The organism is Amycolatopsis sp. NPDC059027 (assembly GCF_042739735.1).
In the GTDB taxonomy this organism is placed as follows: Bacteria; Actinomycetota; Actinomycetes; order Mycobacteriales; family Pseudonocardiaceae; genus Amycolatopsis.
Window position 1 is genome coordinate 131,795 of record NZ_JBHYIK010000016.1, and the last position, 16,806, is coordinate 148,600.

Genomic DNA, 16,806 nt, shown 5'->3' on the forward strand with positions numbered 1-16,806 from the left:
AAGGATCAGAACGTCGCCACGTCCGGCGGCACCGGCAGTTCCGCCCGCGCCGACGACGGACGGGGTTCGACCGCGCAGTGCGTCCCGCGCGGCGGTACCGCGCCGGTGAACAGGTACTGATGGATGTACTCCCGCTCACACTTGCTCACGAAGTACATCCCGTGCCCGCCACCGTCGTAGGTCACCAGCGTCATCCCGGTCTGCTTCTCCATCGACTTCGCCCACGGGTAGGCCGTCGCGGGGTCGTGCCGCGCGTTGGTGATCAGCAGCGGCGGCACATCCCGGCTCAGCGTGAGCTTGTGCGGCGGATTGACCGGCGCGGGCTGGCCCGCGCACACCAGCGCCCACGGGTTGTAGCCGTTGAAGCGGATGTTCGGCGAAACCTTGCGCAGACCGTCGTCCAGCTTCTTGAACTCCTCGTATCCGGACACCCGGTATGCCCAGTCGTTGCACCAGATGGCCCTGGTCGGGTTCGGGGCGGTCGGCGCCGCGGCCAGCAGCTCCGGCTTGGTCCCGCTGTCACGGAGGGTCTTCAGGAAGGTCCCGAGAACGGCGAACTCCTCGGACAGCGTGTAACTCTCGATGTGCGCCGCCAGACGGGGCCCGTCGTACTTCTGCGCCGGATCATCCGGATCCGGCAACGTGCCCGCGTCGGCCCGGTCGTAGAGCTCCCGCACCAGTTTCTCGACGTCCTGGCCGTGCAGCGCGCACTCCGGCTTGTCGGCGCACCACCGCACGAACTGCTGGAAGACTTCTTCGCGCGCGACGCTTTCGGTGCGGACGAAGTCCCAGTTGCTGGTCATGCTGTGGTCCATCGTCGAGTCGAGGACCAGCCGCCCGACGTTGCGGGGGAAGGCCTCCGCGTACTGCTGGCCCCGCAGCGTCCCGTACGAGACGCCGTAGTAGTTGAGCTTGCGCTCGCCGATCGCCGCGCGGATGGCGTCCATGTCCCGGACGTCGCTGCGCGTGTCGACGTGGTCGTAGATCGGGCCACTGAGCTTGCGGCAGTCGGCGATGTACTGCTTGCTCTTGGCCGTCAGGTCCCGGAACTGCTCCTCGGTGGTGGGCCACTCCCGTGGCTCGGGGCCGTCCGGGCAGGCGATCGGCTTGCTCTCGCCGATCCCCCGCGAGTCGTAGCTGACGACGTCGTAATGGTCGTAGACCGGATCGGCGAGGATCTTGCCGTGTTTCAGGCCCTTCGCGCCCGCTCCGCCAGGCCCGCCGGGCCCGTACATCAGCGTGCCCAGTTTCTCCCCGGCACCGGTCCCCTTGCGCCGGGCCAGGGACAGCTCGATCTGCTCGCCACCGGGTCTGGCCCAGTCGAGGGGGACGGCGAGCCGCGCACAGTCCACGCCGGGCGCGTCGGCACAGGGTTTCCAGTCGATGGCCGGTGGACTCGCCGACGCCGGAGCGGCGATCAGCAGTGGTGCGGCGAGCGCCAGCGCGGCCGCACCGGAAAGCAGAGAACGTCGCATGAGATTCCCTTCCCCCTGACGGGCTTTGGTGCCTGTCAGGGAGAAACCGACACTATCCACAGCGGCGAGAGCGATTCATCGGCCATCAGGCCGGTTCACCTCATCCTCACGGCTTAGGCCGAACGGAGTAGCGTCCGGCACTTCAGCGGCCGGGCGCGATCCTGGCGAGATCGACCCGGGACTGGATCCCGAGCTTGCGGTAGATCTGCCGCAGATGGAAGCCCACGGTGTGCGGGGACACGAACAGCTCGCTGGCCACTTGGCGGTTGGTCAACCCCCGCGCCACCAGCCGCGCCACCTTCTCCTCGGTGTCGGTCAGGCTCGCCCAGCCGGTTTCGGGTCGCGGCGCGTGGTTCCAGTGCCGCCGCCGCACCCCAAGGCCGCGCAGCCGCCGCCGGACCCGCGCGGCGTCCCAGGCCGAGCCGACGGTTTCGTAGGCGGCCATCGCCCTGGCGAGTTCGGCGATGCCCGCCGCGCGGTCGGTGCCGCAGCGGAGCACACCGGCGTCCTCGATCGCGGAAGCGCGGACCCACGGGTCCGGGTACTGCCCGGCGACCTCCGCGATCGCCGCGGCGTCCCTGGCCAGCAGCGCCCGTGCATGGCTCGCGGCGACGCCGAACACCGGATACCCGGGATTGGCCGCGCTGACCTGCTCGGCCGCTTCGGCGAACTCGCGGCCGATGTCGGGGCGGTTCGCCGTGAGCGCTGTCCGGACGTACCACGCCGCGGCCGCCGGATCCGCCAGGATCAGCCCACGACGTTCCCCCGCGCCGAGCAGGATTTCCAGCGCCGCCGCGGCGTCACCGCCGGCGGCGGGCACCTGGGCCGCGACGCGGCAGCGCAATGTCCACAGTGGATGGACCGCTTCCCTCGGCACGGATTCCTCGAGCGACCGGACACGCCTGCCCGCGACGGCGACATCGCCCCGCCGCAACGCCACCAGCACCCGCACGGCGTGCAACGTGGGCAGGGTCAGCAGCATCTGTGTTTCGTGGAAGTGCGCCACCGCTTCGGCGGCGGCGGACTCCGCGCCGTCCAGATCGCCGCGCAGCAGCCGGACCCAGGCGCGCAGGACCAGCGGCACCGACGCCACCACCTTCACGCCCGCCGCCGAGATGACGTCGTTCATCTCGGCGATCACCGCGTCAGCCTCGTCGAGCTGGTGCGCCCGCACGAGCATCCAGGCCTTCTGCCACAACGGATACGCCGTCAGAGCGCCGGAAAGACGCCGCCAGCGCTCGACGGACCGCTCCATCGCGCGGAACGCGTCCCCGATCCGGCCCTCGTTCCAGCACGCCGTCGCCCGGACCGCCAGCGCGGTCGCCACCAGATCGTCGCACCGCGGGCCGCCCGGCTCGGCGAGCAGCCTGTCCGCCGTCCGCTCCGCGACCTCCGAGTCCGAAAAGGACAGTGCGGTCAGCCGGACCACGTCCGGGCAGGGCCGCCCGCAGTCGTGCTCGTCGTCCGGGGCCCGGCGCGGTTCCGGCGCGAGCGACAACGCCTTCCGTGTCTCCCCGCGCAGCACCATGATCGTGGCCAGGTTCGCGCGCACCGACTGCTCCTGCACTCCGGCGGGGACACCGCCGACGACCCGGTCGGCGACCTCGGCGGCCCGGTCGAGACTGCCCGACCGCATCAGCGCCGTCATCGCCGTTGTGGCCAGCGCGAAGTGCTCCGGCGCCCCGCGTTCGGTGATCTCCATGCCGCGCAGTGCCAGCGTGGCCGCCGTTTCGGGTGCGGCGGCCAGCAGCCGGTTCGCGGCCTCGGCGATGGTCGCGATCGCCTCGGTGTCACCGGGCTCGGCGCAGCGGACCAGATGACAGGCCGCCGCCGCTTCGTCGGCGGACTCGCCACCGCGGGCCAGGTGCATCGTCGCCGCTTGCCGGTGCAGCAGTGCGAGCAGCTGCGCGGGCACCATCGCCACCGCGGCCCGCCAGAGCAGATCCGCGCGGAAGGTGAATCCCGCGCCCCGGCCGGTGAGGATCCCCTCGGCCTGTGCCTCCCACAGCGGACGCAGCAAGGCCGCCGGCGGTTCGTCGAGCATCTCCGCCAGGTCCCGCGTGGTGAACGACCGGCCGAGCACCGCCGCCACCTGCACCAACTGCCTGCTCGCCATCGACAACCGGCCGAACTGCTCACGCATCAGCGCGAGGAACCGGTCCGGCAGCCGCGTGCCCGCGTCCGCGACCGAGGACGGCGGGGTCAGCTCCCCTGCCGCGAGCCGCGCGACCCCGCCGTCGAACTCGACGGCCCGATCCGCCCGCAGTCCCTCGAACAACGCCACCACCGCGCCGGGTGAGCCGTCGAGGCACGCACTCAGCGCCACCAGGTCCGGGTCGGGACGGGCACCGAGCAGATCGCCCGCGATCTCCGCCACCACAGCGATGGGCAGCGCGTCGAGTGGCTGGATCCATTCCGCGTGCCCGGCCCGTGCCAGCGCCTTGAGCAGCAGACCGTGTGGCGACCGCCCGTCGCCGGGGCGGGCGGCGAGGAGCCAGACGACCGGACTGGTGGCGAGTTCGCCGATCACGCTCCCGAGCGTCGACAACGTGAGCGCGTCCAGCTCGTGGAGGTCGTCGACGACGACCGCGACCGGCCCCTGGCGCACCCGGTCCCGCACGAGGCCACGCAGCCGCGCGCTGTGCCGGGCCAGCCGGTCGATCTCCCGCGCCGTCGTGCGGGTTTCCGCCGGTCGCGGAGGTGCCCCGCCCTTCGGCGGCTCGTAAGTGATGCGGTCGACCACGGAGAATCCTTGCCTCTCCGCGAGGTACACCGCTTCGCGCAGCAGCCGGGTTTTTCCGCTCCCCGCCGGGGAGTCCATCAGGAGGATCCGGCCCCGTGCGTCCTGGGCCGTGGCCCGCACTGCCGCCGTGATCTGTGCCAGCTGCGCCGCGCGGCCGCGCACCGGCCGCGACGAATTCGATTCCCGCCCTGCGTTCGCCATGATGAACCTTCGGTTATCGCTGCTGACGCTCGTCGTTCACGCGCAGCCGAAACCAGCCGAACCCTCCCCTAGCGCACAGGCCGTATCGGCCTCGAACGAGAAAAATCCGCCGGTCACCGCGACAATCCGGGGTTCCGGCGGAAGGTGCACGGAGCAGGATCTCGGGAGCGACGCGGAAAAGTCAAGACCTGGAAGTCGGACCACTCCCGCGGCGGCCACTTTTTACCTCTTACGGCCGAAAGGGCGGGAAACCGGAACGACGGTGGCGGCCTTTTGTGAGGCGGGGATGAATTCGGGCGGCCGATAGGATCATCCGACCATGAAACGTGTCTGCTGAAGGACGCCTTCGGTGCGTTGGGTGCGCCGAAGGCGTCCTTCAGCACGGCCAGTGCACCGAAGGCGTCCTTCGGTGCAGGCGGCTAGCCGAGGGCGCGGGCGAGGTCGTCCAGGACCTTCATCGCGCCCGCCGGGCCGAGGCCGAGGAACCACACTTCGTCGTCGACGCGGACCGCGTGCTTCGCCTTGACCGCGCCGAGCCCGGCCCACAGCGCGCCGCCGGTCACGGTCTTCTCGTCCTGACTGGGGCCGGCACCATAGCTCGAGTAGAAGATCCAGTCGGCGTCGGCCTGGTCGATGCGTTCCGCCGCGACCTGCGTGGCGAGGTCGGCGATGTTCTGGTTGTCCGGCCTGGCGAGTCCGACGTCCTTCAGGATGACGCCGATGAACGAAAGATTCCCGTACAATCGGATGTTGCCGGACAGAAAACGGACGAGGGAGATCCTGGGGTTACCGGCGATTCCCTTCTTCACCTCGTTGGCGCGGTTCTGGTAGCCGTTGAGCAGTTCGACCGCCTTGCTCTCCTCGCCGAGCGAAGCACCGGCCAGCAGGAGGTTTTCCTTCCACGGGAAACCGGGGCGGATGCTGAATACTGTCGGTGCGATCTTCGACAGTTTCGGGTACAGATCGTTCGCACGCAGTTTGCTGCCGAGGATGAGATCCGGGTTCAGCCGCGCGATCGCCTCGAGATTGAGGTTGTCGATCTTCCCGACCGCCGGGATGCCCTTCGCCCGGTCGGCGAGATAGGACGGGACGCCGTCGGCCCCCGCCGTCGTGGCCATCCCCACCGGCGTGATCCCGAGCGAAAGCACGTCGTCGAGCTCACCACTGTCGAGCACGACGACGCGCGCCGGCTTCTTCTCCAGCTTCGTCTGCCCCAGCGCGTGGGTCACGGTGCGGGGGAAGACACCTGGGCCGACGTCGGCACCGAGTTTCGCGGTCGCCGTGTCGGCGGTGCTGAACAGTTTTCCGCCCTTCGCGACCTCGGTGTCCCCGACCCCCGACGAGCTTTGCGGAGCGGGCTGCCCGCAGGCCGCGACAAGGCCGCCGAGCGCCACCACGGCCGCCGTGGCGAGCATCCTCGTCCTGGTTGTCGCACGCATGCGATCGCCTCGCTCCGCGAGACAGTGTCCAATTCTCTTTTGGCGCATGATATCCATGATTCGCTCGCAAGCGTCGCTCATGGGTGTTCTCTCTTTCTCTTGCACAGGCTTCAGATCCGGCCCGCTCGGTTCGCCCTCGCGAGCAGCAGCAGGAGGTACGGGGCCCCGACCGCGCCCGTCACCACGCCGACGGGGAGCTGGGTGGTCCCCAGCAGATCCGCGGCGGCGAAGTCACCGGCCAGTGTCACCAGCGCGCCGGTCAGCGCGGCCGGGACCAGCGAGGGGCGGGAACCGCCCACCAGCCGGGTGGCGATCGGATTCGACACGAACGCGACGAACGCCACCGGCCCCGCGGCGGCGGTGGCCAGGCTCGCCAGCGCGACGCCGATCAGGATGAGCCCCAGCCTGCCGCGTTCGACGGCGACACCGATCCCCCGCGCGCTGTCGTCACCCAGTTGCAGGGCCGCGAGCGTGCGGCTGAGCAGCAGCGCGAGCGGGACGAGAACGGCCATGCCCAGCGCCAGCGGCCCGACGTGCTCCCAGCCCCGGCCGTTGAGGTTGCCGGTCAGCCAGACCAGCGCCTGCTGGGCGAGCTGGACGTCGGCCCAGGTCATCAGGAACGAGATCACGCTGGACAGCACCGCGGCGATCCCGATGCCCACGAGCACGAGCCGGTAGCCGTTCATCCCGCGCCGCCAGGCCAGCAGGTAGATCGCCGCCGCGGTCGCCACCCCGCCCGCGAGCGCACCCGCCGACACGATCGCGCCCGACGCACCGAACACCACCAGGCAGACGACCCCGGCGGCGCTCGCCCCCGAGGTCACGCCGACGACGTCCGGGCTGGCGAGCGGATTACGCAGCAGCCGCTGGAACAACGCGCCCGCGAGACCGAAGGCGACGCCGACGAGCAGTCCACACACCGCCCGCGGCAGGCGCAGCTCGGTCACCACGTACACCCCGCGCCCGGTACCCGAGCCGGTCAGGATCCGGAGCAGCTCGGGGATCGGCACGGCGAAGTCGCCGACCGAAAGGGACGCGCCGAACACGACTACGACGACGGCGAGCAGGAGCAGCGAAACGGTCCGCGCCCGCCGGACGCCGTGCCTGCGTGCGGCCGTCACGACGCGGACGGCGTCGGCCGGGGCGGTGCGGTTCACAGCTGCGCCAGCTTCCGGCGCCGGACCAGCACGACGAACACGGGCGCGCCGATGACGGCGGTGACGATGCCGACGGCGACCTCGGCTGGCCGGAGCACGACGCGGCCGACCACGTCCGCCACGAGCAGGAGCAGCGGCGCGAGCACCGCCGAGTACGGCAGCAGCCAGCGGTGATCGGGACCGGTGATCAGCCGGGCGACGTGCGGCACGGTGAGCCCGACGAACCCGATCGGCCCGGCGATCGCCGTCGCCGATCCACAAAGGACGATCACGGCCAGCGCGCACAGCAGCCGGGTGAGCACGACGTTCTGGCCGAGCGCGCGGGCGAGATCCTCACCCAGCGACAACGTGTTCAGCATCCGGGCCGAACCGAGGGCGAGCAGCACGCCGGCGGCGAGGAACGGGAGTACCTGGCCGATCGCGGCCGGATCACGGCCGGTCAGCGAACCGACCTGCCAGAACCGGAACTGGTCGAACGTCGTCGTGTCGGTGAGCAGGACGCCGCTGGTGACCGAGGCGAGCGCCGCCGTCACCGCCGCTCCGGCGAGCGCCAGCTTCACCGGTGTCGCACCCTCGCGGCCGAGCGAGCCGATCGCGTAGACGACGGTGCCCGCGATCGCCGCACCGAGGAACCCCAGCCAGACGTAGCCGGTGACGCTGGTCAGTCCGAACACGGTGATGCCGAGCACGACGAACAGGGCCGCCCCCGCGTTCACCCCGAGAATCCCCGGATCCGCGAGGGGGTTGCGGGTGACGCCCTGGATGACGGCTCCGGCGAGGCCGAGCGCCACTCCGGCCAGGAGGCCGATCAGCGTGCGGGGCAGCCGAAGGTCGCGGACCACGACGTGGTCGGGATTCGCCGGGTCGAAGTGGATCAGCGCGTCGAACACGGTGCCCGGCGCGACGCCGCGAGCGCCGACCGCGATGCTGAGCACCACGGCCAGCGCGAGCACGGCGACGAGGACGAGCAGCCCGGCTGCCAGCGTCACGCCGCGATGACGACGCCGGACCTCGGTGCGTGGCGGGCTTTCGTGCACGCTCGTCACGAGCGGCGTCGGTATCGGGGCTGGGTCATCACGGGCTTTCGGGTCGGTCGTTAGGCGCGCCTACCCTAACCCGCGCAGCCGGGCGCCCCGCGCTTCACACCGCGGTGCGTGACGAGCGATACAGCTGGAAGGCGAGCACGAGCATGATGACCCCGAAGATCAGCGCGTAGATCCCGGCCATCACCGCGATGAAGACGGCACCGGCGTCCGGCCGGATGAAGATCAGCACCCCGAGCACCACCGACAGCGCGCCCGCGATGCCGAGGAACAGCTCGCCGCGGATCCACTTGCGCAGCCGGATCGCCGTGCTGATCTCCATGATCCCGGTGACCACCGCCCAGATCCCGACGAGCAGCGCGAGGGTCAGCGCGGTGATCGCCGGCCACACCAGTGTCAGTACGCCCGCGATGATGCCCAGCACCCCGGCGAGGATCGTGCCCCAGCGCCGCTCGGCCTCCTTCGGCTCGGCGAGCAGCGCGATCCCGTCGATGATCGCGTAGATCCCGAACACGAGGGCCAGCGCGACCGCCGTGACGCCGGGCCACACCAGGGCCAGGACGCCGAAGAGGATCGCGAACACACCCCGGATCACCAGCAGCGCCACCGCCGCGCCCGAACCACTCACCACGTCGACCTCCCTGTCCGTGACCGGCCGATCACGAACCTAACCCTGGGAATGCGCCACCGCCTGTCGAAACCACCACCCGGACAGGGGACCCTCCCGGCGTCGCGAACGGGCCTGGGCGGACCGGCACCTTCCGGAGTAAGGTCTTCCCCCGGAGGGTCCGGATTTTCGATGTGCCCGGTTTCCGGGCGGGCTAGCGGCTGAGGCGCCCGGGCGGCCCGGACGACGCCCTCCTGTTCCTGTGGCAGCGCACAACCGAATACGGCTCTGTAGGACAACCTTTCCGCCGGTACCGGGACCGTCGGTCGTGATGGGTGGACCTGTGGAGTTGCGTTCCGTGTTGATGCTGCCCGGCGCTGTCGTCGTGGTCTGCGTACTCGCCTTGCTCGTGTTGTGCCTGTGCGTCGTCTTCCGGGACGGTTCGGAGGGCTTGAAGCACGTGGCGGAGGTGCTCCGTGCCCTGCGCCGTCCGCGCCGCCGCCGGTAGCCGCCGGTCCCTCCATTGTGGACAGCCGGAGCGACGTCGCGTCAGGCGGCGTGCCGGCAGGTCGGGCAGGTGCAGTCGGAGCACACGCAGTGCGCGCAGTCGTCGGCGCAGTGCGCGCACTGACAGGTCGCGTGGTTGCACGTCGGGCAGGTGCAGTTCGCGCAGTCGCACACCGCGCAGCTGTCCGAACAGTCCGGGCAGGAGCACTTCGTGCATTCGTCGTAGTGGACGCCGTCGGCGTCCCGGTGTTCGCGGTGCAAGTGTCCATCGTGGACGTAGTCGACGTGGTCGTCGTGCAGTACGGCGTCGTGGCCGCAGCCGGGTCCGTGCGTGTGCCGGTGGGTCTCCGCGGCGGGGTGCTCCAGGGTGGTCATCGTCAGTCCTTTCGCGACGGTCGAGTGGGCACCCCTGACGGTCATATGCACGTTCACGCACGTCAAATCGGGAGACTCCGGCGTCCCCCGATCAGGTCACCAGGTCGGCCGCGCGCCGATCCCGCCGTCCACGACGAGGTTGTGCCCGGTGATCCAGGAAGCCATGTCCGAGGCGAGGAACACGCACGCGTCGCCGACGTCCCGGCCCCGCCCGACCCGGCCCAGCGGCGCGGCACGGTTCCACCGTTCGAGCCCCTCGGGCCAGTCGTCGGCCAGGCCCGGCCGGTCGATCAGGCCAGGGGAAACGCTGTTGACGCGGATGCCGAACTCGCCGTATTCCAGCGCGGCCGCTCGCGCGTGCATGATCAGCCCGGCCTTGCTCGCGCTGTAGTGGGCGTGGCCGGGCGCCGGCTGCGTGCCCTCGATCGACGCGATGTGCGTGACGCTGCCGCCGTGCTCCCGCAACGCGGTCGCCGCCGCCTGAGTACACAGGAAGGCACCGGTCAGGTTCACGTCGACCAGCTCGCGCCAGCTCGCCGCCGACATCGTCGCCAGTGGCTCGACCGGCTGGATCCCGGCGTTGTTGACCAGCGCGTCGAGCCGTCCCGCCGAGGTCACCGCCTGCTCCACGATCCGGTGACACGTCCGCTCGTCGGTGAGATCCCCGCTCACCACGAAGGTGCTCCCGCCCTCGTCGGCGATGCGCCCGGCGAGCGCCGCGGCGTTCCCGGCGCTGTGGTGGTGATGGAGCACCACGGCGGCGCCCGCCCGCGCGAACCGCAGGGCGATCGCCTGCCCGATCCCGCCGCCCGCGCCGGTGACCAGCGCGACCTTTCCGGTCAGGTCCGGCAGGGCGGTGTCACGCATCGGGATCCTCCGTCATCCGCAGCCCGGCATCAGGACGGCACAGCGCGCGGATCCTGTCGGCGACAGCCGGATAGCGCGCGACGAGTTCGTCGGCGTCGCCGCCTTCGTAGTCGTCGGCCACGAAGCCCGGCGCCATCGTGGTGCCGCACAACGACCAGTGCCCGCCGGGCGCGACCTGCGCGCCCATCCACGTTCCGGCGGGCACGGTCAGCTGGAGGTGCTGACCCGCCGCGGGCCCGAGGATCTCGACGCGCGCCTCGCCGTTTTCGGCCAGCAGCAGGAGTTCGAGCGGATCACCGCGGTAGAAGTGCCAAACCTCGTCGATCGGCAGCCGGTGCATCGCCGAGAACAGCCCACCGGTGGCGAACAGCGCGATGATCGCCGTACCCGCCGGACGTCCGGTTCCGTCCACGGGTCCGGCCCAGGTTTGCCGGAACAACCCGCCCTCGACCGGCAGCGGTTCGAGCCCGTACTGCCGTGCCAGTTCCGCCACCGTCGTGTCCATGATCACCAGCCTAGACACCGAGACGGGTCTGGATGGCCGCTGCCGCCGCGACCGCTCCCCCGCCTTCGCCGAGAGACGCGCCCACCTCCTTCGCCGCTGCCCGCAGCGACGAGTCCGCCAAGGCGCGTTCGACGGCGGCACGCAGCTCCCCGGCGGGGACGGGCCGGTGGGACATGGTGTGCCGCAACACCGTTCCCGCTCCCCGCTCGGCGACCCGCTGGCCGATCATCAGCTGTTCGGCCTGCTGGGGGACCACGACCAGCGGCACACCACAGGCCAGTCCTTCCAGCGCGCTGTTCATCCCGCCGTGGGTGACGAACGCCGCCGCGTGGCGCAACACCTCGCGCTGCGGCACGGAAGCACGGACCAGCGTGTTCGACGGCGGGCGGCCCAGTGCCGCGGGGTCGACGCCGCCGCTCGCGATCAGGACGCGCGCGGGCAGGTCTGCCAGCGCTGCGAAACAGGCGTGGAAGAAGGCGTCGCTGCCCGCGTGGAGCGTGCCCAGCGAGACGAGGACCAGCGGCCCGGAGCCGTCGAGAAACGCGGCGAGTTCGGCGTCGGGCGCACCGCCCCCGCCCTCTTCGAAGGTGGGACCGACGTAGTGGCAGCTCGCGTCGATGCGCGGGTTGTCGCCCTGGAGCCAGCGCGGGATCGGGAAGATCGTGATGTCTCCGCGCATCGGCAGGGTCGGCGACGGCGGATAGAGCCGCTTCCCGAAGCGCCGCACCACCCGCTGCTTCGCCGCCACCGTGCGGGGCAGGTCCCGGAGCGTCGGCCCGAGGTAGTGACCCCATTCGCGCGCGGTCAGGCAGGAGAGATCCTTGCCGCCGACCATGAACGTCGTCATCAGCGAGATCATCGGCACGCCGAGGCTCGCCGCGGCCATCCGGCCCCAGATCGCGTTGGAATCGAACGCGATCGCCGCGGGCGGACTCCCGGCCAACTCGTCGCGCAGGAACGGCAGCAACGACTCCGTCGCCTCGAGCACCCGGGTGACCACCCGGAGCGTGCTGCCGGACCGCGTGGCGTCCGCGATGTCGGCGACGCTGATCGTGCCCGGCGGATAGGCCCGGAACTCGCAGCCGGCGCGCTCGACCGGCGCCCGGAACTCTTCGCCCGTGTAGTACGTGACCTCGACTCCGCGCCGGGTCAGTTCGCGCAGGATCGGCAGACTCGGGTTGACGTGCCCCCACGCGGGCATGCCCGCCATCACCACTCGGCTCATGACGCCATGAAACTACACTCGATGTAAGTTCGCAATGTGTTCACAAGTACAGGTGATGTAACATCCTGGGCATGGACGAGTCCCGGCGCGAACGCAAGAAGCGGCAGACGAGACGCCTGATCGCGGAGACGGCGATCCGACTGTTCTCGGAACAGGGATACGAACAGACCACCGTGGCGCAGATCGCCACGGCCGCGGACGTGGCCACCAAGACGTTCTTCAACCACTTCCCCAGCAAGGAAGCCGTGCTGTTCCCCGACACCGGGCGGAACGCCGCCGTCGCGGTCGAGGTGATCGCGGACCGGAAGCCGGACGAGCCGGTCGCCGACCTGCTGGCCCGTGCCTACGAGGCCATGCTGGCCGACCATCGCGCCGAAAGCGCCGGGCGGGACGACCGGGAACTGAGGGAGCTCTACACCCGGCTGATCATGACCGTGCCCGCCCTGCAGGCCAGGGCGCTGCGCCTGGAGTTCGCCGAGCAGCGGACGATCGCCGCCGCCCTCCTGCGGGCCTGCCCGGACGTGCTCGACGCGATCAGCGCCGCCGCGGTGGTCGGCGCCATGGTGGGTGCCGTGCAGGGGGCGGCGCTCACCAGTCTCGAAGCCGGTCAGTCCGAAAAGGACTTCTGGAAGGCCATGCGGCGTGGCATCGACATCGGCCTGTACGGTCTGGGCGGCTGACCTCCGCCGCGTGTCATCGGGATTTCATCGGCGACCCCTACGCTTCGCCGCGATGCGAAAATTCGTGAAGGTCCTGACGGTGATCAGTTTTCTCCTGTGCGTCGCGGGTGGTCTCCTGTGGTGGAAGCACACCGGCGCGAACCCGGTGTGCGACGGGAAGGACATGCGCCCCGGCGACGTCTGCCAGCGGATCCGCGCCGGTACGTCGATGAGCTACGACGAGGCGAAGGCGTCGCTGGAGGACTCCGTCCCGGTCGACATGGGACTGTTCTTCGGCGGCGGAGCCGTCTTCGTCCTGTCCCTCATCGGCGGCGTCTATCTGCGACGGGCGAACACCAGGACGTCCTGACGAGCTACCGCGCGCTCACGCTGACCGGGAGATCCTTGAGGCCGTTCACGAAGTTGGACCGCACGCGGCGTGGTGTGCCGGTCAGCCGGATCGACGAGATCCGGGCGACGAGCTCGGTGAACATCAGCCGCAGTTCCATCCGGGCGAGGTGGCTGCCGAGGCAGAAGTGCGGCCCGCCCTTGCCGAAGGCGAGGTGGTCGTTGGGCGAGCGGGTGACGTCGAAACGGTGCGGCTCGGCGAAGACGCCGGGGTCGCGGTTGCCCGCGGCGAACCACAGGACCACCTTGTCCCCCTCGGAGATCCGCCTGCCGCCCAGCTCGACGTCCGCGGTCGCGGTGCGGCGGAAGTGGTGGATCGGCGAGGCCCAGCGGAGGAACTCCTCCACCGCGCCGGGCATCAGCTCCGGGCGTTCCCGCAGGAGGGCGAGCTGGTCCGGGTGCTCCAGCAGTGCCAGCATCGCGTGCGAGATGGCGTGCCTTGTCGTCTCGTTGCCCGCGACCACCAACAGCAGGAAGTAGTTGCGGAAGTCCGTTTCGGACAGTGGCACCCCGTCGCGCGGTGTCCGGTCGACCAGTTTGGACACCAGGTCGTCGCCGTCCGAACCGCGGCGCCGCGCGGCCAGTTCCTCCCCGTAGGCGAACACTTCGAGCGAGGCCGGGCTACGGAACGGCAGATCGCGATACTGGTCGCTGTCCGCGCTGCCGAGCAGGACGTCGGCGTAGTCCGGGTCCGTGTTGCCGATGATGCGGTTGCCCCATGCGATGAGCTGCCCGGTGTCCTCGTCCGGAACGCCGAGCATGCGCGCCAGTACCCGGATCGGGAAGTCGGCGCTCACCTCGCGCACGAAGTCGAAGGTGCCCTTCGCCAGCGCTTTGTCCACTGTGGACGCCGTCAGGCCGCGCAGGAACGTCTCGTAACCCGCGAGCCGGCGCGGCGTGAAGTCCCGTTGCAGCAGCTGACGCAGCGCCCGGTGCCGTGGCCCGTCGGTCTCCAGCATGGAACGCCGGATGTCGGCCAGGTCGTCGTCCACCTCCTCGAGATTGACGAACTTCTCCGAGGTGAACGTCGCTGTGTCGCGGAGGGCGCGCACGATGTCGGCGTGCCGGGTCAGGCTCCAGTAGCCGGCGCCGGACCGCTCGCGGGTCCAGGCCACCGGGTCGGTGCGGCGCAGTTCGTCGAAGGCCCGCCAGGCCTCACCACGCTGGAAGAGATCGAGGTCGTCGAGATCGGTGCTGATCGCTGTGCTCACGGTGCTCTCCCGGGCTCAGAGGTGGTGGACGTACTCCCGCAGTTCCCAGTCGCTGACCCAGGCGCGGTAACGCTCGACCTCGTCGCGTTTGAACGCCGTGAACGAGGACACCAGCCGTTTGCCGAGTTTCCCCTGCAACGCCGCGTCGGCCTCGAAGGCGTCGAGCGCGGCCGACAGCGATGTCGGCAACACGGGCGCCTTGGCCGGGTCGTAGCCGTAGCCGTCGAGAGGCGCCGGTGGCTCGGCCCCGGCCTCGATGCCCAGCTGCATCGCGGCCAGTACTCCGCCGTAGAGCAGGTAGGGATTCGCCGAGCTGTCGGGCAGGCGCAGCTCCACACGGGTCGCGTCGCCACGCTCGGGCGGGATGCGGACCATCGCGCTGCGGTTGTCCAGTCCCCAGTCGATCAGCCAGGGGGCCAGGGTGTCGGGACCGAACCGCTTGTAGGAGTTGACCGTCGGATTGGCCAGCGCGGCGAGCGCCGGTGCGTGCGCGAGCACCCCGGCCAGCGCGTGGCGCAGCACGGCGGAAAGCCCGAACTGGCCGGCCGGATCGACACCGACGTTGCGGCCGTCGGCATCGGTCAGCGAGACGTGCAGATGGAATCCGGACGCGCCCTCGCCGTTGAACGGCTTGGCCATGAACGTTGCCATCCGGCCCGCACGCCGTTCCAGCTCCTTGATCGCGGATTTGAACCGGAAGGCGCGGTCGGCCGAATCCACGGCCGCCGAATGCGCGAGGTTGATCTCGAACTGGCCGGGACAGAACTCGTGGTTCCCCGCGGTCACGCCGATGCCGAGGTCACGCAACTGACGCAGGGTCGCCGTCAGGTGCCCGCCGGGATCACCCTTCGCACCGGTGACGTAGATGTTGCCGGACTCGTCGCCGTAGCGCCGCCAGCCGTCCCCGTCTCGCTCCAGCACGAAGTACTCCAGCTCGGGACCCACCACCGGGTGCAGACCGGTCGCGTGGAACGTCTCGACGATGCCGCGCAGCACGGTGCGGGGCGATTCGTCGCACGGCGCGCCGGAGGGATCGAACACGTTGCCGAGGCAGGACGCGACGCCGTCCTCCCAGGGGACGTCGGCGATCGTGGTGAGGTCCGGGAAGACCTTCACGTCCGGCAGGCCCGCGTCGAGCCCGCCCTCGACGTCGAGCGTCTCACCCCGCGTCGTCGTGTGGTAGACGGCGCGGCAGAACGCGAGGCCGTGCTCCATCACCGCGGGCAGCTGCGCCACGAGCACCTCGCGGGACCGTTCGGTCCCCATCAGGTCGGGATAGCCCACCCGCAGGACGTCGACCCCCCTCGCCGTGAGGTCCTCGACGGTGCGCCGCACGCCATCGCGATCGGGCGGGGTGTCCATGACCAGCCTCCCGGGTTGTCGTTTGGGACCGAACTATAGGCCGGGCCACCGGGGCCGACAAGCCCCTTTGATCAGCTTCTCCGCCCGCCCCGGAGTTGATATCGTTAGCTCCCAAACGTTCGTCTTCCGCTGGTTGGAGGCCGTCTCATGGCGCCGGTACGAGGATTCTTCTACCCCCGCACCCCGACGGGGCGGGCGGCACTGATCCCCCCGCCGCCGTGGCACTACTCCGGCGACCTGCTGACGATCGAATACCGCACCGATCCGGCGAAGGTCGCTGCCCTGCTGCCCGCGCCCCTGCTGCCCGCCGAGGAGGACCCCGGCGCGGTCGCGCTCATCTGGGCGGACTGGCAGTCCTGCTCGGCGGACGGCCACGAGCTGCTCGACCCGGTTTCCGCGCAGTACAAGGAATGTTTCGCGGTGGTGCGCTGCCGGTTCGAGGGCAGGACCTACTCGCGCTGCGTGTACATCTGGGTGGACAAGGATTTCGCGATCGTGCGCGGGATCCACCAGGGTTACCCGAAGAAGCTCGGCTCGATCCACCAGACGCGCCCGCATCCCTACGGTCCCGCGCCGAGGCTTGCGCCCGGTGCCCGCTTCGGCGCCACGCTCGCCGCCGGGGACCGCCGCCTCGCCGAGGCGGTGGTGACGCTGGAGGCGGAGAGCGGGACCGGCGGGTTCGTCAACGGGCACCCGATGGCCCACCACCGCTGGCTGCCCGGCATCGCGAAGGACGCGCCGGACGCCGTCGCCGAGCTGATCGCCTCGGGTGCGGCGGCGTTCGAGGGCGGGCAGGTCTGGCGGGGCAGCGCGGAGCTGCGGCTGTTCCCGTCGCCGGCCGAGGAACTGGCCGAGCTTACGGTCGACGAGCCGATCGGCGCCTACTACCAGCAGATCGGCGTCGTCTGGGACGGCGGATCGGTGCTGGCCCCCCGGGTCTGAGCGTGGGGGGTATTGGGGGGGTTTTAGTCTCTAACGAGCCCCGGCGCAGCTCCCGACAACCGCACACTCATACAGAGAGA

At 70.6% G+C, this 16,806-nt stretch carries 16 protein-coding genes; 4 read left to right on the forward strand and 12 right to left on the reverse strand.

What is annotated here, in order from left to right; all coding sequences use genetic code 11:
- Positions 1–5: 5 nt before the first annotated feature.
- The 6 genes from ACFWY9_RS13840 to ACFWY9_RS13865 form a co-directional block, all read right to left on the reverse strand.
- Positions 6–1,475 carry an alpha/beta hydrolase gene (locus ACFWY9_RS13840; protein ID WP_378339001.1) on the reverse strand — a complete coding sequence of 490 codons (1,470 nt, stop codon included), beginning with the start codon at positions 1,473–1,475 and terminating at the stop codon, positions 6–8.
- 142 nt (positions 1,476–1,617) lie between these two features.
- A complete protein-coding gene (locus ACFWY9_RS13845) occupies positions 1,618–4,419 on the reverse strand; it encodes a LuxR C-terminal-related transcriptional regulator (RefSeq protein ID WP_378339002.1) in 2,802 nt (933 codons plus the stop codon).
- Between the two features lie 419 nt (positions 4,420–4,838).
- Complete coding sequence (locus tag ACFWY9_RS13850; RefSeq protein ID WP_378325347.1) at positions 4,839–5,858, reverse strand: ABC transporter substrate-binding protein; 1,020 nt, start codon at positions 5,856–5,858, stop codon at positions 4,839–4,841.
- 110 nt (positions 5,859–5,968) lie between these two features.
- A complete protein-coding gene (locus ACFWY9_RS13855) occupies positions 5,969–7,015 on the reverse strand; it encodes a FecCD family ABC transporter permease (RefSeq protein ID WP_378339003.1) in 1,047 nt (348 codons plus the stop codon).
- Positions 7,012–8,061 (reverse strand): FecCD family ABC transporter permease, encoded by a 1,050-nt coding sequence (locus ACFWY9_RS13860; protein WP_378339004.1) that lies wholly within the window; start codon positions 8,059–8,061, stop codon positions 7,012–7,014. The genes ACFWY9_RS13855 and ACFWY9_RS13860 overlap by 4 nt, the downstream gene beginning before the upstream one ends.
- Positions 8,062–8,155: 94 nt before the next feature.
- Positions 8,156–8,689, reverse strand: a complete 534-nt coding sequence (locus tag ACFWY9_RS13865) for an HdeD family acid-resistance protein (RefSeq protein WP_378325344.1) — start codon at positions 8,687–8,689, stop codon at positions 8,156–8,158.
- Positions 8,690–8,996: 307 nt separating this feature from the next.
- Here ACFWY9_RS13865 and ACFWY9_RS13870 point away from each other — a divergent pair, with 307 nt between their 5' ends.
- Positions 8,997–9,173 (forward strand): hypothetical protein, encoded by a 177-nt coding sequence (locus ACFWY9_RS13870; RefSeq protein ID WP_378325343.1) that lies wholly within the window; start codon positions 8,997–8,999, stop codon positions 9,171–9,173.
- Between the two features lie 41 nt (positions 9,174–9,214).
- Here ACFWY9_RS13870 and ACFWY9_RS13875 read toward each other — a convergent pair whose 3' ends face one another.
- The 4 genes from ACFWY9_RS13875 to ACFWY9_RS13890 form a co-directional block, all read right to left on the reverse strand.
- Entirely contained in the window at positions 9,215–9,547 is a 333-nt protein-coding gene (locus ACFWY9_RS13875) for a hypothetical protein (protein ID WP_378325342.1), read from the reverse strand.
- A 96-nt stretch (positions 9,548–9,643) separates the two neighbouring features.
- Entirely contained in the window at positions 9,644–10,414 is a 771-nt protein-coding gene (locus ACFWY9_RS13880) for an SDR family NAD(P)-dependent oxidoreductase (protein WP_378325340.1), read from the reverse strand.
- On the reverse strand, positions 10,407–10,919 hold the full coding sequence (locus ACFWY9_RS13885; RefSeq protein ID WP_378339005.1) for a cupin domain-containing protein: 513 nt from the start codon (positions 10,917–10,919) through the stop codon (positions 10,407–10,409). Before ACFWY9_RS13885 ends, ACFWY9_RS13880 begins: the two co-directional genes overlap by 8 nt.
- A 10-nt stretch (positions 10,920–10,929) precedes the next feature.
- Positions 10,930–12,144 carry a macrolide family glycosyltransferase gene (locus tag ACFWY9_RS13890; protein WP_378325337.1) on the reverse strand — a complete coding sequence of 405 codons (1,215 nt, stop codon included), beginning with the start codon at positions 12,142–12,144 and terminating at the stop codon, positions 10,930–10,932.
- 71 nt (positions 12,145–12,215) lie between these two features.
- Here ACFWY9_RS13890 and ACFWY9_RS13895 point away from each other — a divergent pair, with 71 nt between their 5' ends.
- Together ACFWY9_RS13895 and ACFWY9_RS13900 are read left to right on the forward strand one after the other, a co-directional pair.
- The gene (locus ACFWY9_RS13895) at positions 12,216–12,824 is read left to right on the forward strand and encodes a TetR/AcrR family transcriptional regulator (RefSeq protein ID WP_378325336.1); all 609 of its coding nucleotides are present in this window, start codon (positions 12,216–12,218) and stop codon (positions 12,822–12,824) included.
- 52 nt (positions 12,825–12,876) lie between these two features.
- Positions 12,877–13,173, forward strand: coding sequence for a hypothetical protein (locus ACFWY9_RS13900; protein WP_378325334.1), 297 nt, complete (start codon positions 12,877–12,879; stop codon positions 13,171–13,173).
- Positions 13,174–13,177: 4 nt separating this feature from the next.
- Here ACFWY9_RS13900 and ACFWY9_RS13905 read toward each other — a convergent pair whose 3' ends face one another.
- A complete protein-coding gene (locus ACFWY9_RS13905; RefSeq protein ID WP_378325332.1) occupies positions 13,178–14,422 on the reverse strand; it encodes a cytochrome P450 in 1,245 nt (414 codons plus the stop codon).
- Between the two features lie 15 nt (positions 14,423–14,437).
- Positions 14,438–15,784, reverse strand: coding sequence for a glutamine synthetase family protein (locus tag ACFWY9_RS13910; RefSeq protein WP_378325331.1), 1,347 nt, complete (start codon positions 15,782–15,784; stop codon positions 14,438–14,440).
- A 147-nt stretch (positions 15,785–15,931) separates the two neighbouring features.
- Here ACFWY9_RS13910 and ACFWY9_RS13915 point away from each other — a divergent pair, with 147 nt between their 5' ends.
- Entirely contained in the window at positions 15,932–16,726 is a 795-nt protein-coding gene (locus ACFWY9_RS13915; protein ID WP_378339006.1) for an acetoacetate decarboxylase family protein, read from the forward strand.
- Positions 16,727–16,806: the final 80 nt, after the last annotated feature.